This is a genomic window from Devosia sp. P1_H9 (assembly GCF_056405135.1).
Map to the genome: position 1 here is coordinate 65,174 of NZ_JBFUCQ010000014.1, position 25,871 is coordinate 91,044.

Below are 25,871 nucleotides of genomic sequence, written 5' to 3' on the forward strand. Positions count from 1 at the left end.
CCCTTGAGGGAGAGGGTGGCTCGCCGAAGCCGAGACGGGTGAGGGCAGTAGAGAACTAGGCAGCCACCCTCGGCACCGGTCCGACATAGAGCGACTTCGGCCGGATAAGCCGGCCGTTCGCGGCTTCTTCCTTGGCGTGGGCGATCCAGCCGCCGATGCGGCTTGCCGCAAAAATCGCCGTGAAAGTCTCGCGCGGGAAGCCAAGGGCCTCGAGCAGCAAAGCCGGGTAGAACTCGACATTCGTTGCCAGCACGCGGCCGGGCTTGTGGCGCTTGAGCGCCGCCAGCGCTTCGGCCTCGACACGTCCGGCCAGCGCGATGCGTGTGGTATCGACGGCGCCCGACTGGGCCAACCGGTCGAGCGCGGCTTTCAGCGCATCGGCCCGCGGATCGCGGACGCGATAGATGCGGTGGCCAAAACCCATCAACCGGCGACCGCTGGCGAGCTCGTTCTCGATCCAGGCCGCGGCGTTCTCGGGCTTGCCGACCGCATCGAGCATGTCGAGCACCGGCCCCAGCGCCCCGCCGTGCCGCGGCCCCTTGAGGGCCCCGAGTGCCGCGAGGGACGACGAGTTGAGCCCTGCAAGCGTCGAAGCCACCACGCGCGCCGCGAAGGTGGACGCGTTGAGGCCGTGATCGGCGACGGTGACGAGATAGGCGTCGAGTGCCGCGGCCATGGCAGGCGCCGGCTTGGCGCCGCCAAGCATGGCGAGCATGTCGGCAGCATGGCCCAGCGAGGCATCTGGCGCGTGCAGTGGCTTGCCGGCCTGCAGCCGGATCAGGGCCGGCAACAGAACCGCCGGAGCGGCAGCGAGTAGCAGCGCGGTATCGAGATCGGTGCCGTCAGGCAGGCGCGCCATGAGCGCGCGGACGCCGTCATAGACCGGCCGGCCGGCAAGAAACGGCAACTCGCGTTCGAGCGTGCGGAAGACTTCGAGCCGCGCCTCGGCGAGTGGCGGCGCCAGGTCCCGGGGCAAGTCGGGGAAAAACCCGTCCCAGAGCAGCGACAGCACCTCCTCGTAGCTCACCCGGCCGGCCAGCGCGTCCAGCGGCTGGCCGCGAATGATCAGTCGCCCCGCCAGCCCATCCACGTCCGAGAGGACGGTTTCGGCTGCGACGACGTCTTCGAGTCCATTGCTCATGTGAGCCTCCTTGGCTGTTTGCAAAGGAAGGTAGGCGCGCTAACATTGACGTCAATCTTGATCATATGGATCAATGTCAGGGATCAGCATGTGGCTCAATGCAACAGAGGCACTGGCCCGGCTCGGTTCGAAGCCGCAGTCGCTCTACGCCAATGTCAGCCGCGGCCGGATCCGCGCGAAGCCTGACCCCCAGGATACCCGCCGCAGCCTCTATCGTGAGGAAGACGTGGAGCGCCTGGCATCGCGGGCCCGGGGCCGCCGCAGCACGGCGACAGTCGCTTCCGAAGCGATCAGCTGGGGTGATCCGGTGCTGCCCTCCGCCGTCTCCACCGTCAGTGGCGGCCGCCTGTATTATCGCGGCGTTGATGCAGCCGAACTGTCGGCGACAGCTACGCTGGAGGACGTCGCGACCCTCCTATGGCAGGGCCCCTGCGAGCTTCACCGCGCGTCATCCGTCGCTCCGACCGATGCTCCAATGAGTGCGGCCTTTGCTCAGCTTGCACTGCGCGCGGCGTCTGACCCACCCAGCTACGGCCGTTTTCCAGCCGAGTTACGTGGGGAGGCCGGAACGGTTCTCGCCAGCCTTGCCGACGCCATGCTCGGCAGCGGGGCGGGGCTGCTGCATCAGCGACTCGCGCAATATCTCGGTCGTCCCTCGACGGCTGATGCCCTGCGTCGGGCCCTGGTGCTGCTGGCTGATCACGAGCTCAACACCTCGACCTTCGCGGCGCGGGTCACCGTTTCCACAGGTTCGTCGCTGGCCGCCGGCGCGTTGGCTGGCCTCGCAGCGCTCAGCGGCCCGCTGCACGGCGATGCCGCGTCCGCGGTGCTGGCGCTCGCCGCCGATATCGGCGCCGACCCGCGCCGCGCGACACGCGCCCTGCGCGAGTGGCTGGACGAAGGGCGCGTCGTTCCCGGGTTCGGGCACCGGCTCTATCCGGGCGGGGACATCAGGTGCGCGGCGTTGCTGGCCGCCATCGAGGCGCCGCCGATATTTCACGCCCTTGAAACCGCAGCAGAACGCCTGATCGGCGACCGGCCCAATGTCGACTTTGCCCTCGCCGCGCTGAGTGTCGCCTACGACTTGCCGCGCCATGCGCCGGCCACCATCTTTGCCTTGGCGCGGTCGGTTGGCTGGCTGGCGCATATGCTGGAACAGGCGGCTGCCGGGCAGTTGATCCGGCCACGGGCGCGCTATGTCGGGCCAGCGCTGCAGACCGTCTAGTCCCGCGACAACGTGCCCTTCGCTGATGCAGCGGCAGCACACAGTGGCGCCGCATTGCAGGCATACCCGTCATTACGGGTAGGTTGACTTGCCCTTTGCTGAGGGCGCCCTATTTAATCAGCAGAATCAGGCTCGCCGCCCATCGTGGGGACTGGCCCGATTGCTAGACGGGCGCGGGCTCGCGCTTCCCTCCCTTTGAGCCCTGCGCCCAGGAAAGGACCAAATATGTCGGACGTTACCCAAGGCGGCGCCGGAATCGATCGCGATCGGGTTTACCCGGTGCTGCCGCTACGCGATATCGTTGTCTTTCCGGGCATGATCGTGCCGCTCTTCGTCGGCCGCGAAAAGTCGGTGAAGGCGCTCGAAGAAGTGATGCGCGACGACAAGCACATCCTCGTCGTCACCCAGAAGAATGCCCAGGACGACGATCCGTCGCCTGAAGAGATTTATGCCACCGGCACCATCGCCTCGGTGCTGCAGCTGCTGAAGCTGCCCGACGGCACCGTCAAGGTGCTGGTCGAAGGCCTGCGCCGCGCCAAGATCGACCAGTACCTGCAGACCGTCGATTACTTCGAAGCCGAAGCCACGACGCTGCCGGAGCCCGAGGAAGACGAGACCGAACTCGAAGCAATGGCGCGTTCCGCCCAGTCCGAGTTCGAGAACTACGTCAAGCTCAACAAGAAGATCTCGGCCGAGGTGGTCAACGCCGTCAGCCAGATCACCAACCATTCCAAGCTTGCCGACACCATCGCCAGCCACCTGGTGATCAAGATCGAGCAGAAGGAAGAGCTGCTGGGCACCGTTTCGGTGAGCGAGCGGCTGCAGAAGATCCTCGGCCTGATGGAAGGCGAGATCGGCGTCCTGCAGGTGGAAAAGCGCATCCGCAGCCGCGTTAAGCGGCAGATGGAGAAGACGCAGCGCGAGTACTATCTCAACGAGCAGATGAAGGCGATCCAGCGCGAGCTGGGCGACGGCGAGGAAGGCTCGAACGAGCTGACCGAGCTCGAAGAGAAGATCAAGAAGACGAAGCTTTCCAAGGAAGCCCGCACCAAGGCCGATGCTGAGCTCAAGAAGCTCAAGACGATGAGCCCGATGTCGGCGGAAGCGACGGTCGTCCGCAACTATCTCGATTGGCTGCTGACGCTCCCGTGGGGCAAGAAGAGCAAGGTCAAGCGCGACCTGGTCTACGCCGAGCAGGTGCTGGACGAGGATCACTACGGCCTCGAGAAGGTCAAGGAGCGCATCCTCGAGTACCTGGCGGTGCAGTCGCGCACCGGCAAGCTCAAGGGCCCGATCCTGTGCCTCGTCGGCCCTCCGGGCGTTGGTAAGACCTCGCTTGGCAAGTCGATCGCCAAGGCGACCGGCCGTGAGTTCGTGCGCATGGCACTCGGTGGCGTCCGCGACGAGGCCGAGATCCGTGGCCATCGCCGGACCTATATCGGCTCTATGCCCGGCAAGGTGATCCAGTCGCTCAAGAAGGCGGGCAAGTCCAATCCGCTGTTCCTGCTCGACGAGATCGACAAGATGGGCCAGGACTTCCGCGGCGATCCGTCGTCGGCGCTGCTCGAAGTGCTCGATCCGGAGCAGAACCACACGTTCGCCGACCACTATCTGGAGGTCGACTATGACCTCTCGGACGTGATGTTCGTCACCACCTCGAACACGCTCAACATCCCCGGCCCGCTGATGGACCGCATGGAGATCATTCGCCTCTCGGGTTACACCGAGGAGGAGAAGTTCGAGATCGCCCGGCGCCACCTGATCCCGGAGACGCTGAAGGAAAACGGCCTGCAGCCCAAGGAATTCGTCATCGACGATGACCAGCTGATGGCCGTGGTCCGCAACTACACCCGTGAAGCCGGCGTCCGTAACCTGAAGCGCGAGCTGTCGAAGCTGATGCGGAAGGCCGTGCGCGACATCCTGGTCAAGAAGTCGACCAAGGTGGTCATCACTCCGGAACTGCTCGAGGAATATCTCGGGCCGGCATTCTTCCGGAACGACAAGATCGATGCCGAGCCGCAGGTCGGCGCGGTGACGGGCCTCGCCTGGACTTCGGTCGGCGGCGAGATCCTGACGATCGAAGGCGTGATGACGCATGGCAAGGGCCGCATGACGGTGACCGGCAACCTCAAGGAAGTGATGAAGGAATCCATCACTGCCGCCTCGGGTTACGTTCGCTCGCGGGCTGTCGATCTCGGCATCAAGCCGCCTCTGTTCGACACGCGCGACATCCACCTGCACGTGCCGGAAGGCGCGACGCCGAAGGATGGACCGTCCGCCGGCATCGGCATGGCCACGGCGATCGTCTCGCTGATGACCGGTATTCCGGTGCGGCACGACATCGCGATGACCGGTGAGGTGACGCTGCGCGGCCGCGTGCTGCCGATCGGCGGGCTCAAGGAAAAGCTCCTTGCGGCGCTCCGCTCGGGCATCAAGACCGTGCTGATCCCCGAGGAGAACACGCGGGATCTCAAGGAGATCCCGAAGAACGTGACCGAGGGGATGGAGATCATCCCGGTGAGCCGGATGGACGAGGTGCTGAGCCGCGCACTGATCCGCCAGCCCGAGCCGATCGAATGGAAGTACGACGACGACAAGCCGGCGGCCGTAGTGCCGGTGGTCGACCCGACCGTCGACGGCGACGAAGCCGGCTCGAGCCTGCCGCACTAAGCGGGCTTGCAGTGATGAAAATGGAAACGGCGCCTCAGGGCGCCGTTTTCGTTTGTGGCAGGACCGGGGGTCGTCCAACTATCTCATCGTGGGTAGGGCTTCGATAGTGCCAGAACCACCAGCGGGCACCTCCCGGGGGAGGATGGGTGGGGGTGAGCAGAGCCGCGATCACGAGGTGACGCGTGAGAACCGCGTCGTCGATCAACCGGGCTGGCACAACTTGGCACGGATCACCACTTAGGCATTTCGTTTGCCAAGGCAGACAAGAACGAATAAAGAACGCGCCCCGCGTATCGACCGGCTGGAGGGCCCCGAGTTGAACAAAGCACTTATCGTGATCCTGGCCGCCGTGACGCTGGACGCCGTTGGCATCGGGCTGATCTTTCCGATTCTGCCGCGCCTGCTGGAGGACGTCACCCATACCGGTGAGGTGACGACACTGATCGGCATCATGCTGGCGCTGTATTCGGCGATGCAGTTCCTGTTCTCGCCGGTGCTGGGGGTGCTCAGCGACCGCTATGGCCGGCGCCCGGTGCTGCTGCTCTCGCTGGCTGGTGCCGCCATCGACTACCTGATCATGGCATTTGCGCCCGAGCTCTGGATGCTGGTCCTGGGCCGCGCCATTGCCGGCGTCACCAGTGCGAACATGGCGGTGGCCACGGCCTATATCACCGACATTTCGGCCGAGGAGGAGCGCGCCAAGCGCTTCGGCTACTTCCACGCCATGTTCGGCATCGGCTTCATCATCGGGCCGGTGATCGGCGGCATTCTGGGCGACATATGGGTCCGGGCGCCGTTCCTCGTGGCGGCAGGCCTCAACGCGGTCAACTTCGCGCTGGCGCTGTTCGTGCTGCCGGAATCGCGCAAGGGCGACAGCTCCGCCAAGTTCGACTTCAAGACGCTGAACCCGTTCCGGCCGTTGGGCTGGGCGTTCAGCTTCACGGCGCTACTGCCGCTGATGGCCATCTTCGTGATCATGAATTTCGTCGGCACCATGTACGGCACCATCTGGGCGCTGTTCGGCCAGGACATGTTCCAGTGGAACGGCCTGATGATCGGGCTCTCGCTAGGGGCGTTCGGGCTCTTCCACGCCGGCGCGCAGGCCTTGCTCACCGGTCCGGTCGCGGCGCGGTTGGGCGAGCGTTGGGCGATGATTCTGGGCATGGCCTGCGAGCTCACCGCGCTGCTGATTCTGGGCTTCGCCACGCAGGGCTGGATCGTGTTCGCGCTGGCCCCGCTGTTCGCGCTCGGCGGCATCGGCATGCCGGCGCTGCAATCGCTCACCACACAGCAGGTCGATGCCGACAACCAGGGCAAGCTTCAGGGCGTGCTCGCCAGTCTCGTCAGCCTCTCGGCAGTATTCGGCCCGCTATTCTTCTCGATGGTGTATTTCGCCCTCAAACCGACCTGGCCGGGGCTGATCTGGATCGTCGGGGGAGGCGTGTATTTGCTGGCTTTGCCGCTGCTTTTGGGCATCCGGAGAACGCCGCTCGCCACAGTAACGCCCGGAGGCTGACAAAGTTGAGCCTAAATTGACAGTTCATTAACAGAATTGCTGTGCCCAGCTTGCGGAAAAGCCCGGATTTCCTTGCGTTCCGAGCAGAATCGAAGAAGGGTCACGGCGTTTTGGTTCGCCTCAGAGGGCGGGCATCCCACAGTGAGGAAACGCTATGTCTAACAAGAACGATCTGATCGGCGTCGTCGCCGACAAGGCGGGCCTGACCAAGGCCCAGGCTGGGGAGGCTGTCGATGCCGTGTTTGACGCCGTCACCGCTTCGCTGAAGAAGGGCGAAGAAGTTCGCCTCGTCGGTTTCGGCACGTTTGCCGTTTCCAAGCGCAAGGCTTCGATCGGCCGCAACCCGGCAACGGGCGCCGAGATCAAGATCCCGGCCTCCAACCAGGCCAAGTTCAAGCCCGGCAAGGGCCTCAAGGACGCGATCAACTAAGAACGCGTTCCGGTCGACAAGACCACATGGCCCCGTGCGCTTGCCGCCGGGGCCATTTGCTTTTTGGGGCAGGGCGCTGAAGTTGGCTTGGTGCTGGCGCCAAGCGCATGTCGGTCATTCGAGGGGAATGGTGGGCGGTGACGGTCTCGAACCGCCGACCCTCTCGGTGTAAACGAGATGCTCTACCAACTGAGCTAACCGCCCGTCAGCGACGTGGTCGCGACGAAGGCGCACTAACTAGGGTTTTGGTCGCGAGGCGTCAACCCGTGGCACTCCGATCTGGGCTGTGCGTCGCAACAATCCCCCTGTAGGCTCACATCGCTAAACTTCACGGTTCGTCGGACTTAGGCCAGGGGAGGGCTCTGATGTCGATTGCCGAAGTAAGCCGCTTTGATCTGCCTGGTTTTGCGGGCACCCTGATCCACCCAGAGCATGCCGACTACGATGACGCGCGCCGCGTCTACAACGGCATGATCGACCGTCGGCCGGCGGTGATCGCGCGCTGCAGCAGCGCCGACGACGTGGTGCTGGCCATCGGCCTTGCCCGTCGAGAGGGTTTGCCGCTCTCGGTGTTCGGCGGCGGCCATGCGGTCACCGGTGCGTCGGTTTGTGACGGCGGGGTGTGCATCGATATGCGCGGCATGAAGGGGATGACCATCGATCCTGCGGCGCAGACCTGCCGCGTCGAGGCCGGGCTGAACTGGGGCGAGTTCGACGCGGCCACTGCCGCATACGGCCTCGTGCTCACCGGTGGCCGAAACCCCACCACCGGCGTCGCCGGGCTGTCGCTGGGCAGCGGCAGCGGCTGGTTGGAGCGGAAGTTCGGCTTCGTCTGCGACAATCTCATCAGTGCCGAAGTGGTCACCGCAAACGGACGCAAGGTAGTCGCGTCGGCCAGCGAGAATCCAGAGCTGTTCTGGGGGCTGCGCGGTGGGGGCGGCAATTTCGGCATCGTCACGGCGTTCCACTTCCGTCTGCACAAGCTCGGCCCGATCGTGCTGGCCGGCGTGCTTATGTACCCGGCGCCGATGGCTGGTGCCGTGTTGCGGCACATTCGCGATTTCATGCGCACCGCGCCGGATGAGGTGGGCACCGGAATGGCCTTCACCACCGCGCCCGACGCGCCATTCGTCCCCGAGCCGGCACGCGGCAAGCCGATCGTGGTGGTGCAACTGATCTATGCCGGCGACGTGGAAGAAGGGCAGCGGGTGCTGGCGCCGTTCCGGGCCTTTGGTCCGCCGGCGGTCGACCTAGTGCACCCGATGCCTTACACCGAGTTCCAGAAGATGGGCGGCAACTTCCCCGGCTCGCAGAACTACTGGACCGCCGACTTCCTCAACGAGCTGCCCGAGGAGGCGATCGACGCCTATGCCGCGCTGGCGCTGACGCCGGTGTCGCCGCAGTCGGCCATCATCCTCGTTCCCGGCGGTGGCGCGCCGTCGCGAGTCGATGAAGAAGCGACGGCCTTCGGCATGCGCACCGCGCCGTGGAACGTCCACTACATCTGCGGCTGGATGGATCCGGCCGACAACGAAGCCAACATCGCCCGCGTCAAGGAGATCGCCTCCGTGCTGAAGCCCTGGTCGACCGGCCGGGTCTACCTCAACTACATCGGCAATGAGGGGCAGGATCGAGTCGACGCGGCGTTCGGCGCCACCAAGCTCGCCCGGCTGCGTGCGCTCAAGGCCGAGTGGGACCCCGAGAACGTGTTCCGCCACAACCACAACATCCGTCCGGCGGGTCCGAGGGCGTAGCGAACCACGCCGCATTCGATGGGGAAAACGCCAGTCTGGAAAGGCATTTGCAGGCAGGCGTGGAAAAGCTGGAAGAAAGTATGCGCCGCGCGCGGTTTCGGCGCTTGACACTCTCCGACCCTCCCTCTAAACGGACGCCACGTTGCGCGGACGACTTGTTCGCAAGCGCTGCGGGAGTAGCTCAGTTGGTTAGAGCGCCGGCCTGTCACGCCGGAGGTCGCGGGTTCGAGCCCCGTCTCTCGCGCCACCCTTTCTCATCACATTGTTGAAGAATACCGGGTGGCGATGATCGCTTGATGGCGGTCGCCATGCTCTGCCCTTGCAAGGGCCGTCCCCTCACCACATTTCAATTGTACCAGCCCCTAGGTGCGTCGGAACCGCGGGGCGGGGTGGTGCATTGAAGTCTGTTGGAGGCGATCTCGGAGACCAGACATGCGGATGTCGTTGCGACTGATGCTTGCAGCAGCAGCACTAGCCGGCACGGTGGGAGCCGCGGCTGCGTCTGACCTCATCACCGTGCCTGTCGGTTCCAGCGAGGTCGGCGTCCCTGTCGCCAGCGGATTCAACTGGAGCGGCTTTTACGCCGGCGTCTACGGCGTGGTGCAATCCAGCCCGGCGCGTGGCGGCGAGGTCGGGGCGGGCATAGAGGCCGGCGTGAATGCACAGCTCGACTTCTTCCTCGTCGGCGGCGAGGTGGCCCTGCACGGGCTGACCAGTGACACCATCGACACAGCCTATGGGCAGGTCACCGGCCGCGGCGGCGTGCTGGTCACTGATGATCTGCTGGCCTACGCCTCAGCCGGTTACGGCATGGAGCTCACCGGCACCGGCGAGCGCGACCTGCTGGCGGGTGGCGGTCTCGAATACGCGGTCAGCGACGATATCTCGGTCAATGCCGAATACCTGCGCGGCTTCGATCTCGAGGGCGGCAACCCGAAGGACCAGTTCAGCCTCGGCGCGCGGTTCCATTTCTAGCGATTCCGCAGCGACCAGCGGCATCGCCAGTCACGTGTTCGCACAGCCTCAACCATGAGCAAAGCACTCCGATAGCGACAATCGTCGGAAGACCGTTGCGGGCAGGGCGTCTCAGCCGGTTTTCCGTGCTAAGTTGAGCGTAATGATCAACATTAGTTTTCCTTGAATCGCTGCAAGGCGTGGGCTAAGCCCGTGCCACACGAAGTCGCGTCGTCTCGCGGGCCCAAAATCGCCCGTCTGGCCGCGCGAGCCGGCCACTCCCAGCCGGCCCGACCATTAGGCTGCACAATGAACGAGTTGCTCAGCAACTACCTGCCGATCATCATATTCGTCGGTCTGGCTGCCGTTATCGGCCTGGCCCTCATGGTTGCCCCCTTCATCGTTGCCTACAAGCGACCGGACCCGGAAAAGGTGTCGGCGTTCGAGGCTGGCTTTGAAGCGTTCGACGACGCGCGCATGAAGTTCGATGTGCGCTTCTACCTGGTGTCGATCCTGTTCATCGTGTTCGACCTCGAAGTGGCGCTGCTGTTCCCGTGGGCCGTGGCGTTCCGCGATGTCGGCTGGTTCGGCTTCTGGGCGGTCATGATCTTCCTCGGGGTACTGACTATCGGCTTTATCTACGAATGGAAGAAGGGCGCGCTGGAATGGGATTGAGTGAGCAGACGCTGGTCGCGCCGCAGCCCAAGGGCCTGATCGACCCGCGCACCAACAAGCCGATCGGCGCCGACGATCCGTTCATGGCGGATGTGAACGCCGAGCTGGCGGACAAGGGCTTCCTCGTTTCGACGGCCTCGCAGCTGATCACCTGGGCGCGCACCGGATCGCTGATGTGGATGCAGACGGGCCTCGCCTGCTGCGCTGTGGAAATGATCCAGATGTCGATGCCGCGCTACGACATCGAGCGATTCGGCACTGCGCCGCGCGCCTCGCCGCGCCAGGCGGACGTCTTGATCGTCGCCGGCACGCTCACCAACAAGATGGCTCCCGCCCTCCGCAAGGTCTACGACCAGATGCCGGAGCCGCGCTACGTCATCTCGATGGGCAGCTGCGCCAATGGCGGCGGCTACTATCACTATTCCTACTCGGTGGTGCGCGGCTGCGACCGCGTGATGCCCGTGGACATCTATGTCCCGGGTTGCCCGCCGACAGCTGAGGCGCTGCTCTACGGCATCCTGCTGCTGCAGAAGAAAATCCGCCGCACCGGCACGATCGAACGTTAGGACCGGCCATGATTGACGGCCCCATTCCTTCACCGCTCGCGGCGCTCGCTGAACGCGCCCGTAACGCGCTCGGCGACAAGATCATCGACCACAAGCTGGCCTATGGCGAGCTGACGCTGTCGGTCCAGCGCGATGCCATCATCGACGTGGCGACGTTCCTGCACGACCACGAGGCGTTCATTTCGATCATCGACGTGTGCGGCGTGGACTTCCCGGAGCGCGACGAGCGCTTCGACGTGGTCTATCACCTGCTCAGCCCCAAGCAGAACCTCAGGGTGCGGCTGAAGCTGACGACGGATGACACGCAGCCCGTGCAGTCGATCACCGGCATGTACCCGGGCGCCGACTGGTTCGAGCGCGAGACGTACGATCTGTTCGGCATCCTGTTCACCGGGCATCCGGACCTGCGCCGGCTGCTGACCGACTACGGGTTCGATGGCTACCCGCTGCGCAAGGACTTCCCGACCACCGGCTATGTCGAAGTGCGCTACGACGAAGAGCGCAAGCGCGTGGTCTATGAGCCGGTGAAGCTGCCGCAGGAATTCCGGCAGTTCGATTATCTGTCACCTTGGGAGGGTACGGATTACGTGCTGCCCGGCGACGAGAAGGCGAAGAACTGATGTCCGAAGTCGACGTCCGCAATTTCACGATCAACTTCGGGCCGATCCACCCGTCGGCACACGGCGTTCTGCGCCTGATCCTCGAGCTCGACGGCGAAGTGGTCGAGCGCGTGGATCCGCATATCGGGCTGCTGCATCGCGGCACGGAGAAGCTGATCGAGACCAAGACCTACCTCCAGGCCGTGCCGTATTTCGACCGGCTCGACTACGTGGCACCGATGAACCAGGAGCACGCGTTCTGCCTCGCAGTGGAAAAGCTGCTCGGCATCACCGTGCCGTTCCGAGGCCAGCTGATCCGCGTTCTCTATGCCGAGATCGGGCGGCTGCTATCGCACATGCTCAACTGCACTACGCAGGCCATGGACGTCGGCGCGCTGACCCCGCCGCTCTGGGGTTTCGACGAGCGCGAAAAGCTCATGATCTTCTACGAGCGCGCCTCGGGCAGCCGCATGCATGCGGCCTATTTCCGCCCGGGCGGCGTGCATCAGGACCTGCCGCAGGCGCTGATCGACGATATCGGCGCGTTCTGCGACCCGTTCCTCAAGGTGCTCGACGATCTCGAAAAGCTCCTCACCGGCAACCGCATCTACATGCAGCGCAACGCCGATATCGGCGTGGTGTCGCGCGACGATGCGTGGAAGTGGGGCTTCTCGGGTGTGATGGTGCGCGGTTCGGGCGATGCCTGGGATCTGCGCAAGGCACAGCCCTACGAGTGCTACGATCGGCTCGAGTTCGACGTTCCCGTCGGCAAGAACGGCGATTGCTACGATCGTTATCTCGTCCGCATGGACGAGATGCGCCAGTCGATCCGCATCATGAAGCAGGTGCTCGATCTCTTGAATTCGCCCGAAGGGCAGGGGCCGGTGGCCTCGACCGACGGCAAGGTGGTGCCGCCCAAGCGCGCCGAGATGAAGCAGTCGATGGAAGCGCTGATCCATCACTTCAAGCTCTACACCGAAGGCTACAAGGTGCCGGCCGGCGAGGTTTACGCCGCCGTCGAAGCACCGAAGGGCGAGTTCGGCGTCTATCTCGTCAGCGACGGCACCAACAAGCCGTACCGCTGCAAGATCCGCGCGCCGGGCTTTGCGCACCTGCAGGCGATGGATTTCCTCTGCCGCGGGCACATGCTGGCCGACGTCGCCGCCATCCTCGGCTCGCTCGACATCGTGTTCGGCGAGGTCGACCGCTGATGTCGCCCACCGCACTCGCCCAAGGCCAGCTCGACGCCTACAACGCGCAGGATCTCGACGCGTTCATGACGTTCTACGCCGATGACTGCGTCATTGCCGGCCCGGATGGCAAGATCACCCAGGACGGCGCGGCTGCCATTCGCGAGCGCTATGCGACGATGTTCGCCAAGTTCCCGCAGAACCAGGCGATCCTGATCAACCGCATCGCGGCGGGAAACACTGTCGTCGACCACGAAGACGTCCGGCGCGCGCCGGATGGCGAGCGCTTCGAAGCGATCGCGATTTACACCATAGCGGGCGGCAAGATCGCCCGCGTCGATTTCGCAGGATAGAGCATGTCCGTCCGCCGCCTCGCAGATGAGACCGTCCAGCCCGAGAGCTTTGCTTTCTCGAAGGCCAATCAGGCTTGGGCTGAAAAGAAGATGGCTGAATACCCGCCCGGCCGGCAGCAGTCGGCCGTGATCCCAATCCTGTGGCGTGCCCAGGAGCAGGAAGGCTGGATCACCCGCGCGGCGATCGAGTCGATCGCCAAGATGCTCGACATGGCCTACATCCGGGTGCTCGAGGTCGCGACCTTCTACACGCAGTTCCTGCTGCGGCCGGTCGGCACCAAGGCGCATATTCTCGTCTGCGGCACGACGCCCTGCATGCTGCGTGGCGCCGAAGACCTGCGCGAGGTCTGCCAGCACAAGATCAACCACGAGCCGTTCGAGACCAATGCGGATGGCACGCTGAGCTGGGAAGAGGTCGAGTGCCTCGGCGCCTGCGTGAATGCTCCGCTGGTGATGATCGGCAACGACACGTACGAGGACCTGACGGTCGATAGCCTCGAGTCGCTGATCGACAAGTTCGCCGCCGGCAAGGGCAACGAAGTGCCCACTGGTCCGCAGATCCAGCGCCAGTTCGGCGCCGCCGAGGGCGGGCAGACGACGCTGCTGGAAAAGCCGACCGCCAAGCGCACCTACAAGCCGTTCCCGCCACCGCCGGCTCCGGCGCCCGCTCCGGGTGCTCCGGCTGCTGCGGCTCCCGCCGCGGCTGCCCCGGCTCCTGCCGCAAAGGTGGCAGAACCCGCGCCGACCAAGCCTGGTCGCAAGCGTGGCGACGTTCCTGAAGAGGCCGCTCCGGCGCTCAAGGAGCCCGCGGGTGCGCCCAAGGCCTCCGTCGCCAAGGCTGAGTCGGAGCGCAAGAAGGCAGATGCCGCCGCCAAGGCCGATGGCAAGCCGAACAAGGCGATGCGAGAAGATGCCACCGGCGCCGAATCGCCGGCCGGCAAGATCGATGCGGGCAAGGCGCCGGGTAAGCCGCGCACCAAGAAGGGCAGTGTGTGATGCTGGAAGATAAAGACCGCATCTTCACCAATCTGTACGGCAACGGCGACTGGGGCCTCGAGGGCGCCCGGGCGCGCGGTGGCTGGCAGGATACCAAGAAGTTCATCGACAACGGTCGCGACTGGATCGTCAACGAGGTCAAGGGCTCGGGCCTCCGCGGCCGCGGCGGCGCCGGCTTCCCGACCGCGCTCAAGTGGACCTTCATGCCCAAGGAGGGCGTCAATGACGGCCGCCCGAGCCAGCTTCTCGTCAATGCCGACGAGTCCGAGCCCGGCACCTGCAAGGACCGTGAAATCCTGCGGCACGACCCGCATCACCTGATCGAGGGCTGCCTGCTTGCCGGCCGCGCCATGGGCGCGCATATCGCCTACGTCTACATCCGCGGCGAGTTCATCCGCGAGCGCCAGCGCTTCGAGGAAGCCGTGCAGCAGGCCTACGACGCCAAGCTGATCGGCAAGAACAACATCCATGGCTGGGACTTCGAGATCGTCGTCCACCACGGCGCCGGCGCCTACATCTGCGGCGAAGAAACCGCGCTAATGGAGTCGCTGGAAGGCAAGAAGGGCCAGCCGCGCCTGAAGCCGCCGTTCCCGGCGGCGATGGGCGTCTACGGCAACCCGACGACCGTCAACAACGTCGAGTCGATCGCCGTGGTCCCGGAAATCCTGCGCCGCGGCGGTGCCTGGTTCGCCGGCATTGGCCGTCCGAACAACACCGGCACCAAGCTGTTCATGGTCTCGGGCCATGTGAACAAGCCTGCGACCTTCGAGGATGCACTCGGGGTGTCGTTCCGTGAAGTCATCGAGAAGCATTGCGGCGGCATCCGCGGCGGCTGGGACAACCTGCTGGCGGTCATTCCGGGCGGCGCGTCCTGTCCGGTGGTGCGCGGCGAAGACATGATGGACGCCATCCTCGATTTCGACGGGATGCGCGAGAAGAAGTCGTCGTTCGGTACCGGCGGCATGATCGTCATGGACAAGTCCACGGACATCATCAAGGCGATCTGGCGTATCGCGGCTTTCTTCAAGCACGAGAGCTGTGGCCAGTGCACGCCGTGCCGTGAAGGCACCGGCTGGATGATGCGCGTCATGGAGCGCATGGTCGAAGGCCGCGCCCAGAAGCGCGAGATCGACATGCTGTTCGAAGTGACCAAGCAGATCGAAGGGCACACCATCTGCGCCCTCGGCGATGCGGCGGCCTGGCCTGTCCAGGGGCTGATCCGCAACTTCCGCGACGTCATCGAGGCGCGGATCGACCAATACACCTGGTCCTCGACCAGCGAGGGCGCCGTGCCCTCGATCGCGGCGGAGTAAGACTGATGGCCAGCATCAAGGTCGACGGCACGCTCGTCGAGGTCCCGGACTACTACACGCTGATGCAGGCGGCCGAGGCCGCCGGCGCCGAGATCCCGCGCTTCTGCTACCACGAGCGCCTGTCGGTCGCCGGCAACTGCCGCATGTGCCTCGTCGAGGTTAAGGGCGGGCCGCCGAAGCCGCAGGCCAGCTGCGCCATGTCGGTCAAGGACCTGCGTCCGGGCCCGAACGGCGAGCCGCCCGAGATGTTTACCAACACCCCGATGGTCAAGAAGGCCCGCGAAGGGGTGATGGAGTTCCTGCTCATCAACCACCCGCTGGATTGCCCGATCTGCGACCAGGGTGGCGAATGCGACCTGCAGGACCAGGCCATGGCCTATGGCGTGGACAAGAACCGCTACGCCGAGAACAAGCGCGCCGTCGAAGACAAGTATCTCGGGCCGCTGGTGAAGACGTCGATGAACCGCTGCATCCACTGCACCCGCTGCGTCCGCTTCACCACCGAAGTCGCCGGCATCGCCGAGATGGGCCTCCTGGGCCGTGGCGAAGATGCCGAGATCACCTCGTATCTCGAGAAGGCGCTCACCAGCGAACTCTCGGGCAACGTCATCGACCTCTGCCCGGTCGGCGCTTTGACTTCGAAGCCCTACGCCTTCGCGGCTCGTCCGTGGGAACTGGTGAAGACCGAATCCATCGACGTGATGGACGCGGTCGGCTCCAACATCCGGGTCGACAGCCGTGGTCGCGAAGTGATGCGCATCCTGCCGCGCGTCAATGAGGCGATCAACGAAGAGTGGATTTCGGACAAGACCCGGTTCATCTGGGATGGCCTGAAGAGCCAGCGCCTCGATCGCGCGTATGTCCGCTCGGGCGGCAAGCTGAAGCCTGCCACCTGGGATGAAGCATTCGCGGCGGTTGCCAAGGCGATCAAGGCCTCGGGTGGCGGCAACAAGGTCGGCGCGATCGCCGGCGACCTTGCCTCGGTCGAGGACATGTACGCGCTGAAAGCGCTGATGACCTCGCTGGGCTCCGGCATGACCGACAGCCGTCCGGCGATGTCGGGGATCGATCCGTCGATGCCGCGTTCGGCTTACATCTTCAACCCGACGATCGCGGGTATCGAAGAAGCCGACGCCATCCTGATCATCGGCTCGAACCCGCGCAAGGAGGCCTCGGTCCTCAACGCCCGGATCCGCAAGGCCTGGCGCGCCAAGGGCATGCCGATCGCCGTGATCGGCGACCAGGCCGACCTGACCTATGACTATGAATACCTCGGCAATGGCTTCTCGGGCCTTCTCGACCTCGTCGCCGGCAAGGGCGGCTTTGCCGAGAAGCTGGCCGCCGCGAAGAAGCCGCTGATCATCGTGGGCGAGGGAGCTGTTTCGCACGGTGCCGCGCACTCCAAGCAGATCGGCCGCGATACCATCGCGCTCGCCGCCAAGCTCGCCACCGGCGCCAATGTCGCCGAGGGCTGGAACGGCTTTGCGCTGCTGCACAACGCAGCGGGTCGGGTCGGCGGCCTCGATATCGGCTTCGTGCCGCACAATGGCGGCGTCTGCTCGGCGGACCAGGTTGGTCTCGCCGGCGAGGGCAAGCTCGACGTGCTGTTCCTGCTGGGTGCCGATGAGTACGACACCGCGGCGATGGGCAAGGCGTTCGTCGTCTATGTCGGCACGCACGGCGATGCAGGTGCACACCGCGCCGACGTCATTCTGCCGGCTGCCACCTACACCGAGAAGTCGGGTACCTACGTCAATACCGAGGGTCGCGTGCAGCTCGCCGAGCGCGCCGTGTTCCCGCCGGGCGAGGCGAAGGAAGACTGGGCGATCTTCCGTGCCCTGTCGTCGGTGCTTGGCCAGCCTCTGCCGTTCAACTCGCTCACTGGGCTGCGCGCCGCGATCTATGCCGAGTTCCCGCACCTCGCGCGCCTCGACCAGATCGCCGCCGGTTCGGTGGCTGATGTGAAGAAGCTCGCGGGCGCTGCGATCAAGACCAAGTCCGCGACCTTCACGTCTCCGGTCGCAGACTTCTACCTCACCAACCCGATCGCGCGGTCGTCCGCGACGATGGGCGAATGCGCCGCGCTGCAGGCCGGTCTCCGGCAGGCAGCAGAGTAAGAGGCCCAGATGGATTTCGTCGTTTCAGCGCTGGACTACCTGCTCGGCATCCCGATCTTCGGGTGGGGCGAACAGGTCGGTTTCATCTACAAGGGGCTGCTGCTCCTCGTAGCGCTGCTGATCTTCACCGCCTACATCCTGCTCGCCGACCGCAAGATCTGGGCGGCCGTGCAGCAGCGTCGTGGCCCCAACGTCGTCGGCCCGCTCGGGTTGTTGCAGAGCTTCGCGGACTTGTTGAAGTTCGTGCTCAAAGAGCCTGTAATCCCGGCAAGTTCGGACAAGGTGCTGTTCATCCTGGCGCCGCTGGTGACGTCGATCCTGGCGCTCTCGGCCTATGCCGTGATCCCGTTCGACAAGGGCTGGGCGCTTGCCAACATCAACATCGGCGTCCTCTACATCTTCGCCATCTCGTCGCTCGGCGTTTACGGCATCATCATCGGCGGTTGGTCGTCGAACAGCAAATACGCCTTCCTCGGCGCGCTGCGCTCGGCCGCGCAGATGGTGTCGTACGAAGTCTCGATCGGCCTCGTCATCATCACGGTGCTGCTCTGCGTCGGTTCGCTGAACCTCACCGACATCGTCGTGGCGCAGCAGTCGGGCGGCATCGCCACCATGCTTGGCGTGCCGTGGCTCAGCGTCCTAAACTGGTACTGGCTGCCGCTATTCCCGATGTTCGTGATCTTCTACGTCTCGGCACTGGCGGAAACCAACCGCCCGCCGTTCGACCTGCCGGAAGGTGAGTCCGAGCTCGTGGCCGGCTACATGGTCGAGTATTCCTCGACCCCGTATCTGCTGTTCATGCTCGGCGAATACATCGCCATCATCCTGATGTGCGCGATGACGACGATCCTGTTCCTCGGAGGCTGGGCAGCGCCCATCGACGCGCCGCCGTTCACCTGGATCCCGGGCGTTGTCTGGTTCGGTCTCAAGCTCTGCCTGGTGTTTTTTATGTTCGCGATGGCCAAGGCGATCGTACCGCGCTACCGCTACGACCAGCTGATGCGTATCGGCTGGAAGGTGTTCCTGCCGATCTCGCTGCTCATGGTCGTCGTCGTTGCCGCGGTTCTCCAGCTCACCGGCTGGGGCTGGCACGGAGGTGCCGTCTGATGCGTTTCGCCCAGTTCCTCAACGGCCTGCTGCTGCGCGAGTTCGTCGGCGCCTTCTTCCTCGCGATGAAGTACTTCTTCGCGCCCAAGAAGACCGTGAACTACCCGTTCGAGAAGATTCCGTATTCGCCGCGTTTCCGCGGTGAGCATGCGCTCCGCCGCTATCCAAATGGCGAAGAGCGCTGCATCGCCTGCAAGCTGTGCGAAGCGATCTGCCCGGCGCAGGCCATCACCATCGAGGCCGGCCCGCGCCAGAACGACGGCACCCGCCGCACGGTGCGCTACGACATCGACATGGTGAAGTGCATCTATTGCGGCTTCTGCCAGGAAGCCTGCCCGGTCGACGCCATCGTCGAGGGGCCGAACTTCGAGTTTGCGACCGAGACACGCGAGGAGCTGTATTTCTCCAAGGAGAAGCTGCTTGCCAATGGTGATCGCTGGGAGCGCGAAATCGCTGCCAACCTCGCCGCCGACGCGCCGTACCGGTAAGGGATCGAGATGACGCTGCCGCTGTTCTTCTTCTACGTGTTTTCGGTCATCACCGTCGCCTCGGCGCTGATGGTGATCGCGGCGCGCAATCCCGTGCACTCGGTGCTGTTCCTGATCCTGGCGTTCGTCAATTCGGCCGGGCTGTTCATGCTTGCCGGCGCCGAGTTCCTGGCGCTGATCCTGATCGTCGTCTATGTCGGGGCCGTCGCGGTGCTGTTCCTGTTCGTCACCATGATGCTCGACGTCGATTTCGCGTCGCTGCGCCAGGGCATGCTGCAATACGCGCCTGTCGGCATGGTGGTGGGCATTATCCTGTTGCTCGAGCTGCTATTGGTCGGGGGTAGCTTCGTGCTGCCTGTCGACTCCGGGGCCTCGGCAATGGTGCCGATCGAGGCCGGGATCAGCAACACCCGGGCCATCGGGCAACTGCTCTATACGCGCTACGTCTTCCTGTTCCAGGGCGCCGCCGGCGTGCTGCTGGTAGCGATGATCGGCGCGATCGTCCTCACGCTCAGGCACAAGTCGAATGTCAAACGTCAGGACGTGTTCCGCCAGACTGGGCGCAAGCGCTCGGAAGGCACGGAACTGGTCAAGGTCAAATCGGGGCAGGGGCTCTAAATGCTGGCAGAAACAGGCATCGGGCTCGGGCACTACCTGACCGTCGGGGCGATCCTCTTCACGCTTGGCGTGTTCGGTATCTTCCTCAATAGGAAGAACATCATCGTCATCCTGATGTCGGTCGAGCTGATCCTCCTCGCGGTGAACATCAACTTCGTGGCGTTCTCGGCACAGCTGAGCGATCTCGCCGGACAGGTGTTCGCGCTCTTGATCCTCACGGTGGCTGCTGCTGAAGCGGCGATCGGTCTCGCCATCCTCGTCATCTTCTATCGCAACCGCGGCTCCATCGCCGTGGAAGACGTCAACTCGCTGAAGGGCTGACCCGGTGCTTATCCAGGCCATCGTATTCTTCCCGCTCGTCGGGGCCCTGATCGCAGGTTTGCTGGGCCGTATCATCGGTCACCGCACCAGCGAGTACATCACCACCGGGCTGCTGATCGCCGCCGCGGTGCTGAGCTGGATCGTCTTTGCCGGCTACTGGTTCGCTCCGGAAGCCGCTGAGGCAGCCGGTCATGCCGAGGCCACCAAGGTCGAGGTGTTCCGCTGGATCGCCTCCGGTGCGCTCGACCTCCGCTGGGTGCTGCGCGTCGATACGCTGACCGCGGTGATGCTGGTCGTCGTCACCACCGTCTCCAGCCTCGTCCACCTCTATTCGATCGGCTATATGGCCGATGATCCGCACCGCGCGCGGTTCTTCGCCTATCTGTCGCTCTTCACCTTCGCCATGCTGATGCTGGTGACCGCCGATAACTTCCTCCAGATGTTCTTTGGCTGGGAAGGCGTGGGTCTGGCGTCCTACCTGCTGATCGGCTTCTGGTACACGCGGCCGTCGGCCAATGCCGCCGCCATCAAGGCGTTTGTGGTCAACCGCGTCGGCGACTTCGGCTTCGCGCTGGGCATCTTCGCCGCCTTCGTGGTGCTCGGTCACCTCGATTTCGATGGCGCGTTCCACGCTGCGGACGGCCTAAAGGGCAACCTGCCGGTCATCCACTTCCTGTCGTGGGACTTGGATGCCATGACTGTGGTCTGCCTGCTGCTGTTCATGGGCGCCATGGGCAAGTCCGCGCAGTTCCTGCTCCACACCTGGTTGCCGGACGCCATGGAAGGCCCGACCCCGGTTTCTGCGCTCATCCACGCCGCCACCATGGTGACCGCCGGCGTGTTCATGGTGGCGCGGCTGTCGCCGCTGTTCGAGCTGTCGCCCTTCGCCATGACCGTGGTGATGCTGGTCGGCGCGATGACCGCGTTCTTCGCGGCGACCGTCGGCCTAGTCCAGAACGACATCAAGCGCGTCATCGCATATTCGACCTGTTCGCAGCTCGGCTACATGTTCGTGGCGCTCGGCGCCGGCATGTTCTCGGCGGGCATCTTCCACCTGTTCACCCACGCCTTTTTCAAGGCTCTGTTGTTCCTCGGCGCCGGCTCGGTCATCCATGCGATGCACCACGAGCAGGACATGCGGAACATGGGCGGGCTCCGCAAGAAGATCCCGGTCACCTACTGGCTGATGATCATCGGCACGCTGGCGCTCACCGGCGTCGGCATTCCGGGCACGCCGCTCGGTTTCGCCGGGTTCTTCTCGAAGGACGGCATCATCGAAGTCGCTTATGCGGCTGGCGGATCGACCGGTTACATCGCCTTCTGGGCCCTGGTGATCGCGGCGATGTTCACGAGCTTCTACTCGTGGCGCCTGATCCACCTGACCTTCCACGGCAAGCCGCGCGAAGCCCACCACGGCCATGATGCGCATGCTGCCCATGATGACCACGGGCACCACGGCAGCGCCTACGATAATGCGCACGAGAGCCCCAACGTCATGCTGGTGCCGCTCTATATCCTGGCTGCCGGTGCGGTGCTGGCGGGCGTGGTATTCAACGACCTGTTCTTCGGCCATGCCGAGCACATCGCGCACTTCTTCCAAGGCTCGCTGGTCGTTCCGACGGAACTGCTCGAAACCGCGCACGGCGTGCCGCTGTGGGTGAAGTGGTCGGCGACTGTCGCCATGCTGCTCGGCTTCGCCGCTGCGTACCAGATGTACATCCGCGATCCGGCGGCGCCGAAGCGGTTGGCTCACGCCAACCCCGGGCTTTACCTGTTCCTGCTCAACAAGTGGTACTTCGACGAGCTCTACGACCGCATCTTCGTCAAGCCGGCGCTCTGGCTTGGCAATGCCCTGTGGAAGGGCTTTGACGACATGCTGATCGACCAGACCATCACCGAAGGCCTCGGCAATCGGGTGAAGGCCATCACCGGTCGCGTCGTCAAGCTGCAGTCCGGCTACCTCTATCACTACGCTTTCGCCATGCTTATCGGTATCGCGGCGCTGCTCACCTGGGCCATCGCCGCCGGGGGACTCCTGGGATGATCTTCAGTGACCACCTTCTGACGGTCATCACCTTCCTGCCGACGCTGGGCGCGTTGCTGCTGCTGTTCGTCGGCGGTCGCGACGAGGCGGGGACGAACCTGTCGCGCTGGATCGCGCTCGTCGTGACGCTGGTGACGGCGGCGCTGAGCCTTTACCTCTGGTACCTGTTCGACCCGTCGAACACCGGCTTCCAGTTCGTCGAGAATATCCCGTTCAGCGACTCGATCGGCTACCGCATGGGTGTCGACGGCATCTCGGTGCTGTTCATCCCGCTGACTGCCGTGCTGATGCCAGCGGTGATCCTCTCGAGCTGGACCTCCATCACCACGCGGGTGAAAGAGTACCTGATCGTCTTCCTTGTCCTCGAGACATTCATGATCGGCGCCTTCGCGACGCTCGATCTGGCGATGTTCTACGTGTTCTTCGAGGGCACGCTGATCCCGATGTTCCTGATCATCGGCATCTGGGGCGGGGCGCGGCGCATCCAGGCGACCTACAAGTTCTTCTTTTACAGCTTCACCGGCACGGTGCTCATGCTCATCGCCATCATGGCGATGTTCTGGCAGGCCGGTACGCTCGACATCCAGAAGCTGCTGACCTTCAAGTTCCCACCGGAAGTCCAGACCTGGCTCTGGATCGGGTTCTTCGCCTCGTTCGCGGTGAAGATGCCGATGTGGCCGTTCCACCGCTGGCTGCCGGAAGCCCACGTCGAGGCGCCGACTGGCGGCTCGGTGATCCTGGCCGCGATCCTCTTGAAGCTTGGCGGCTATGGCTTCATCCGCTTCTCGATCGCGATGTTCCCCGATGCGTCGCACCAGTTCTCGACGTTCGTCTACGTGCTGTCGATCGCGGCGATCATCATCACCTCGCTCGTCGCGCTGGTGCAGACCGACATGAAGAAGCTGATCGCCTATTCGTCGGTGGCCCACATGGGCTTCGTGACGATGGGTATCTTCACCGGCAATGTCTACGGCATCCATGGCGCGATCTTCCAGATGATCTCGCACGGCGTCGTCTCGGCTGCGCTCTTCCTTTGCGTCGGTGTGGTCTATGACAGGATGCACACCCGCGAGATCTCCGCTTACGGCGGGCTGGTGTCGCCGATGCCGCGTTATGCGGTGGCCTTCATGGTGTTCACCATGGCCAATGTCGGCTTGCCCGGTACGTCAGGCTTCGTTGGTGAGTTCCTCACCATGCTGGCGGCGTTCCAGGCCAACACCTGGGTGGCGTTCTTCGCGGCGTTCGGCGTTATCCTGTCGGCGGCCTATGCGCTCTGGCTCTATCGCCGGGTGATCTTCGGCGCCTTCACCAAGGAGTCGCTGAAGGGCATCCTTGATCTCGACGCGCGTGAAGTCGCCGTGCTGGTACCGCTGGTGATCCTCACCATCCTCTTCGGCTTCTATCCCGCGCCGATCCTCGATGCGACTGCCGCATCGGTGAATCTCGTCGCTGAAAACTTCGCCAACGCCATCGGCGCCGCTCCTGCAGCGGTCGCCGCGGTGACCGGCCACTAGGAGACGGGCATGCTGTCCGACGTCACGAGCTTCGCTTCGCTCGCACCTGCCTATCCTGAACTGCTGCTCGCCATCGGCGCCGTGGTGGTGCTGCTGATCGCGCTGTTCTGGAAGGGCATCAGCCCGACCGTGGTGGCCATCGTCTCCATCGCCTTGCTGGTAGCGGTGCTCGCGGTGCTGCTGCTGCAGCCGGCGACCGGCGTGCTGTTCAACGGCGTGTTCATCGTCGATGGGTTCGCTCGCTACATGAAGGCGCTTGTGCTGGGTGGCGCTGCGGCGACCCTGCTGATCTCGCTGTCGAACTCCAAGGAGCACGGCATCGACAAGTTCGAGTACTCGGTGCTCGTGCTGCTGGCGACGCTGGGCATGATGATCATGGTTTCGGCCAATGATCTGATGAGCCTCTATATCGGCCTCGAGCTGCAGAGCCTCGCGCTCTACGTGGTCGCCGCGATGAAGCGCGAAGACCAGAAGGCCACCGAAGCCGGCATCAAGTACTTCGTGCTCGGTGCCCTCAGCTCGGGCATGCTGCTCTACGGCGCGTCGCTGGTCTACGGCTTCACCGGCACTACCCAGCTCGACCTGATTGTCTCTGCGATCTCGCTCGACAGCCGCTCGATCGGGCTGATCTTCGGCGTGGTGTTCCTGCTCGCCGGTATCGCCTTCAAGATCTCGGCAGTGCCGTTCCACATGTGGACGCCGGACGTCTACGAGGGTGCTCCCACGCCGGTGACGGCGTTCTTCGCGGCCGCTCCGAAGGTCGCCGCGATGGCGCTCTTCATCCGCGTCACCACCGTCAGCTTCGCCCCGATCACCCATGATTGGCAGCAGGTCGTCATCTTCCTCTCGATCGCCTCGATGGTCCTCGCCGCGTTTGCCGCCATCGGGCAGAACAACCTCAAGCGCCTGCTCGCCTATTCGTCGATCGGCCATGTCGGCTTCGCGCTCGTCGGCCTGTCGGCTGGCACTGCCGTCGGCGTCGAGGGCGTTGCCGTCTACATGGCGATCTACATCGCGATGACCGTGGGCATCTTCGCCTGCGTCCTGGCGCTCCGCACCGAGAACGGTCCGGTCGAGACGATCTCCGAGCTCGCCGGCCTGGCGCAGCGCCGGCCGTTCGTTGCGGCGGTGATCGCCATCCTGATGTTCTCGCTGATCGGCCTGCCGCCGCTCGCCGGGTTCTTCGCCAAATGGCAGGTGTTCCTCGCCGCGGTCGAACAGAACCTGTTCGTCCTCGCCGTGATCGGCGTGCTCGCCTCGGCGGTGAGCGCGTTCTATTATCTGCGCATCGTCAAGGTGATGTACTTCGACGAGCCGGTGGCGAAGTTCGCCGCCGTGCCGGGTGAACTCAACGTCGTCATGGCAGCGATCGGCTTTCTCATCGTCACCTATTTCGTGACCGTGGGTTCGCCGCTCACAGCCGCTGCCCACAGCGCGGCCGGAAGCCTGTTCTAGTGGCAGGATTCTGGCTTGGGTCCAGGGCGGTCTCCCGCGGCTACAGGCTGAACGGCTTCGACAGCGTCGGCTCGACCTCGAACGAGGCCGCCAATGCAGCGAAAGCCGGCGATGTCGGCGACGTCTGGTTCTGCGCATTGCAGCAGACCGCCGGTCGTGGCCGGCGCGGTCGCCCGTGGCAGTCGCCGCACGGCAATCTCGCCGCCAGCCTGCTCGTGGTTCCTGACGCCGATCCGGCCATCTCCGCCACCCTCGGCTTCGTCGCAGGGGTGGCGCTGAACCGGGCCCTCGCCGACATCGTCCCCGCAGCCCGCTTCAAGACCGGCATCGACGGAGCCGACCTGGCTCACGGCCGCATCGCGCTCAAGTGGCCGAACGACGTGCTGGCCGATGGCGCCAAGCTCGCCGGCATCCTGCTCGAAGCCCACAAACGCCCGGATGGCTCGATGGCCATCGTCATCGGCATCGGCGTCAACGTGGTGGAGGCGCCCGAGGGGCTGCCGTATCCCGCGACGTCGCTCCGCGCCCTCGGGCTCGATACGAGCGCCGAGACAGTGTTCGGTGCGCTGTCGGACGCCTGGGTCGAGGCGTTCGAGATCTGGAACCAGGGCAGGGGCATAACCCAGGTGCTCGAACTCTGGCGCCAGTCGGCCGCCGGGATGGGCGCCGAGGTGGCGGTGAACCGCGATGGCGATATCGTCCGGGGTATTTTCGAAACCATTGATGAGGCGGGGCGACTGATCGTCCGCGCCAATGACAACAGTCGCATTGCCATCACCGCCGGTGACGTGCATTTCGGCACGACCGCAAGCGTTAGGAACTGAC

At 64.5% G+C, this 25,871-nt stretch carries 23 protein-coding genes and 2 tRNA genes; 23 read left to right on the forward strand and 2 right to left on the reverse strand.

Annotated features, from left to right (window positions below; translation table 11 throughout):
* Positions 1 to 55: 55 nt before the first annotated feature.
* On the reverse strand, positions 56 to 1,141 hold the full coding sequence (locus AC1DYL_RS20780) for a citrate synthase (protein WP_477174617.1): 1,086 nt from the start codon (positions 1,139 to 1,141) through the stop codon (positions 56 to 58).
* An 88-nt stretch (positions 1,142 to 1,229) separates the two neighbouring features.
* On the opposite strand from AC1DYL_RS20780, the gene AC1DYL_RS20785 reads away from it, so the two are divergent.
* The 4 genes from AC1DYL_RS20785 to AC1DYL_RS20800 all read left to right on the forward strand — a co-directional run bounded on the left by AC1DYL_RS20785 (position 1,230) and on the right by AC1DYL_RS20800 (position 6,982).
* The gene (locus tag AC1DYL_RS20785; protein ID WP_477174618.1) at positions 1,230 to 2,366 is read left to right on the forward strand and encodes a citrate synthase; all 1,137 of its coding nucleotides are present in this window, start codon (positions 1,230 to 1,232) and stop codon (positions 2,364 to 2,366) included.
* A gap of 225 nt (positions 2,367 to 2,591) precedes the next feature.
* Positions 2,592 to 5,036: an endopeptidase La gene (lon, locus tag AC1DYL_RS20790; RefSeq protein ID WP_477149446.1), complete on the forward strand. Its 2,445-nt coding sequence runs from the start codon at positions 2,592 to 2,594 to the stop codon at positions 5,034 to 5,036.
* A 316-nt stretch (positions 5,037 to 5,352) separates the two neighbouring features.
* Positions 5,353 to 6,552 carry a Tet(A)/Tet(B)/Tet(C) family tetracycline efflux MFS transporter gene (gene tet / locus AC1DYL_RS20795; RefSeq protein WP_477174619.1) on the forward strand — a complete coding sequence of 400 codons (1,200 nt, stop codon included), beginning with the start codon at positions 5,353 to 5,355 and terminating at the stop codon, positions 6,550 to 6,552.
* A 154-nt stretch (positions 6,553 to 6,706) separates the two neighbouring features.
* A complete protein-coding gene (locus AC1DYL_RS20800) occupies positions 6,707 to 6,982 on the forward strand; it encodes an HU family DNA-binding protein (protein ID WP_477149444.1) in 276 nt (91 codons plus the stop codon).
* 128 nt (positions 6,983 to 7,110) lie between these two features.
* Here AC1DYL_RS20800 and AC1DYL_RS20805 read toward each other — a convergent pair.
* Positions 7,111 to 7,186: transfer RNA gene (locus AC1DYL_RS20805), tRNA-Val, on the reverse strand.
* A gap of 161 nt (positions 7,187 to 7,347) precedes the next feature.
* On the opposite strand from AC1DYL_RS20805, the gene AC1DYL_RS20810 reads away from it, so the two are divergent.
* The 19 genes from AC1DYL_RS20810 to AC1DYL_RS20900 all read left to right on the forward strand — a co-directional run bounded on the left by AC1DYL_RS20810 (position 7,348) and on the right by AC1DYL_RS20900 (position 25,870).
* Positions 7,348 to 8,736, forward strand: a complete 1,389-nt coding sequence (locus AC1DYL_RS20810) for an FAD-binding oxidoreductase (RefSeq protein WP_477174620.1) — start codon at positions 7,348 to 7,350, stop codon at positions 8,734 to 8,736.
* Positions 8,737 to 8,906: 170 nt separating this feature from the next.
* Positions 8,907 to 8,983, forward strand: a tRNA-Asp gene (locus AC1DYL_RS20815).
* A gap of 185 nt (positions 8,984 to 9,168) precedes the next feature.
* Positions 9,169 to 9,711 carry an outer membrane protein gene (locus AC1DYL_RS20820; RefSeq protein WP_477174621.1) on the forward strand — a complete coding sequence of 181 codons (543 nt, stop codon included), beginning with the start codon at positions 9,169 to 9,171 and terminating at the stop codon, positions 9,709 to 9,711.
* Between the two features lie 288 nt (positions 9,712 to 9,999).
* Positions 10,000 to 10,365 (forward strand): NADH-quinone oxidoreductase subunit A, encoded by a 366-nt coding sequence (locus tag AC1DYL_RS20825; protein ID WP_477149441.1) that lies wholly within the window; start codon positions 10,000 to 10,002, stop codon positions 10,363 to 10,365.
* Complete coding sequence (locus tag AC1DYL_RS20830) at positions 10,356 to 10,931, forward strand: NuoB/complex I 20 kDa subunit family protein (protein WP_055881654.1); 576 nt, start codon at positions 10,356 to 10,358, stop codon at positions 10,929 to 10,931. The genes AC1DYL_RS20825 and AC1DYL_RS20830 overlap by 10 nt, the downstream gene beginning before the upstream one ends.
* An 8-nt stretch (positions 10,932 to 10,939) precedes the next feature.
* Positions 10,940 to 11,551 carry an NADH-quinone oxidoreductase subunit C gene (locus tag AC1DYL_RS20835; RefSeq protein WP_477149440.1) on the forward strand — a complete coding sequence of 204 codons (612 nt, stop codon included), beginning with the start codon at positions 10,940 to 10,942 and terminating at the stop codon, positions 11,549 to 11,551.
* The gene (locus AC1DYL_RS20840) at positions 11,551 to 12,741 is read left to right on the forward strand and encodes an NADH-quinone oxidoreductase subunit D (protein WP_477149439.1); all 1,191 of its coding nucleotides are present in this window, start codon (positions 11,551 to 11,553) and stop codon (positions 12,739 to 12,741) included. Before AC1DYL_RS20835 ends, AC1DYL_RS20840 begins: the two co-directional genes overlap by 1 nt.
* Positions 12,741 to 13,073, forward strand: a complete 333-nt coding sequence (locus AC1DYL_RS20845) for a nuclear transport factor 2 family protein (RefSeq protein ID WP_477174622.1) — start codon at positions 12,741 to 12,743, stop codon at positions 13,071 to 13,073. Before AC1DYL_RS20840 ends, AC1DYL_RS20845 begins: the two co-directional genes overlap by 1 nt.
* A 3-nt stretch (positions 13,074 to 13,076) precedes the next feature.
* The gene (gene nuoE / locus AC1DYL_RS20850; protein WP_477174623.1) at positions 13,077 to 14,069 is read left to right on the forward strand and encodes an NADH-quinone oxidoreductase subunit NuoE; all 993 of its coding nucleotides are present in this window, start codon (positions 13,077 to 13,079) and stop codon (positions 14,067 to 14,069) included.
* Positions 14,069 to 15,382 carry an NADH-quinone oxidoreductase subunit NuoF gene (gene nuoF / locus AC1DYL_RS20855; protein WP_477149436.1) on the forward strand — a complete coding sequence of 438 codons (1,314 nt, stop codon included), beginning with the start codon at positions 14,069 to 14,071 and terminating at the stop codon, positions 15,380 to 15,382. The genes nuoE and nuoF overlap by 1 nt, the downstream gene beginning before the upstream one ends.
* 5 nt (positions 15,383 to 15,387) lie before the next feature.
* Entirely contained in the window at positions 15,388 to 17,499 is a 2,112-nt protein-coding gene (nuoG, locus tag AC1DYL_RS20860) for an NADH-quinone oxidoreductase subunit NuoG (protein WP_477174624.1), read from the forward strand.
* 9 nt (positions 17,500 to 17,508) lie between these two features.
* Positions 17,509 to 18,606, forward strand: a complete 1,098-nt coding sequence (gene nuoH, locus AC1DYL_RS20865) for an NADH-quinone oxidoreductase subunit NuoH (RefSeq protein WP_477149434.1) — start codon at positions 17,509 to 17,511, stop codon at positions 18,604 to 18,606.
* Positions 18,606 to 19,094, forward strand: coding sequence for an NADH-quinone oxidoreductase subunit NuoI (gene nuoI / locus AC1DYL_RS20870; RefSeq protein WP_055881640.1), 489 nt, complete (start codon positions 18,606 to 18,608; stop codon positions 19,092 to 19,094). Before nuoH ends, nuoI begins: the two co-directional genes overlap by 1 nt.
* Positions 19,095 to 19,103: 9 nt before the next feature.
* On the forward strand, positions 19,104 to 19,712 hold the full coding sequence (locus AC1DYL_RS20875) for an NADH-quinone oxidoreductase subunit J (RefSeq protein ID WP_477149433.1): 609 nt from the start codon (positions 19,104 to 19,106) through the stop codon (positions 19,710 to 19,712).
* Complete coding sequence (gene nuoK / locus AC1DYL_RS20880) at positions 19,713 to 20,033, forward strand: NADH-quinone oxidoreductase subunit NuoK (protein ID WP_477149432.1); 321 nt, start codon at positions 19,713 to 19,715, stop codon at positions 20,031 to 20,033.
* A 4-nt stretch (positions 20,034 to 20,037) separates the two neighbouring features.
* Positions 20,038 to 22,077 (forward strand): NADH-quinone oxidoreductase subunit L, encoded by a 2,040-nt coding sequence (nuoL, locus tag AC1DYL_RS20885; RefSeq protein WP_477149431.1) that lies wholly within the window; start codon positions 20,038 to 20,040, stop codon positions 22,075 to 22,077.
* Positions 22,074 to 23,591, forward strand: a complete 1,518-nt coding sequence (locus AC1DYL_RS20890) for an NADH-quinone oxidoreductase subunit M (protein ID WP_477174625.1) — start codon at positions 22,074 to 22,076, stop codon at positions 23,589 to 23,591. Before nuoL ends, AC1DYL_RS20890 begins: the two co-directional genes overlap by 4 nt.
* Positions 23,592 to 23,600: 9 nt before the next feature.
* Positions 23,601 to 25,046 (forward strand): NADH-quinone oxidoreductase subunit NuoN, encoded by a 1,446-nt coding sequence (gene nuoN / locus AC1DYL_RS20895; RefSeq protein ID WP_477174626.1) that lies wholly within the window; start codon positions 23,601 to 23,603, stop codon positions 25,044 to 25,046.
* A complete protein-coding gene (locus tag AC1DYL_RS20900; RefSeq protein ID WP_477174627.1) occupies positions 25,046 to 25,870 on the forward strand; it encodes a biotin--[acetyl-CoA-carboxylase] ligase in 825 nt (274 codons plus the stop codon). The genes nuoN and AC1DYL_RS20900 overlap by 1 nt, the downstream gene beginning before the upstream one ends.
* Position 25,871: the final 1 nt, after the last annotated feature.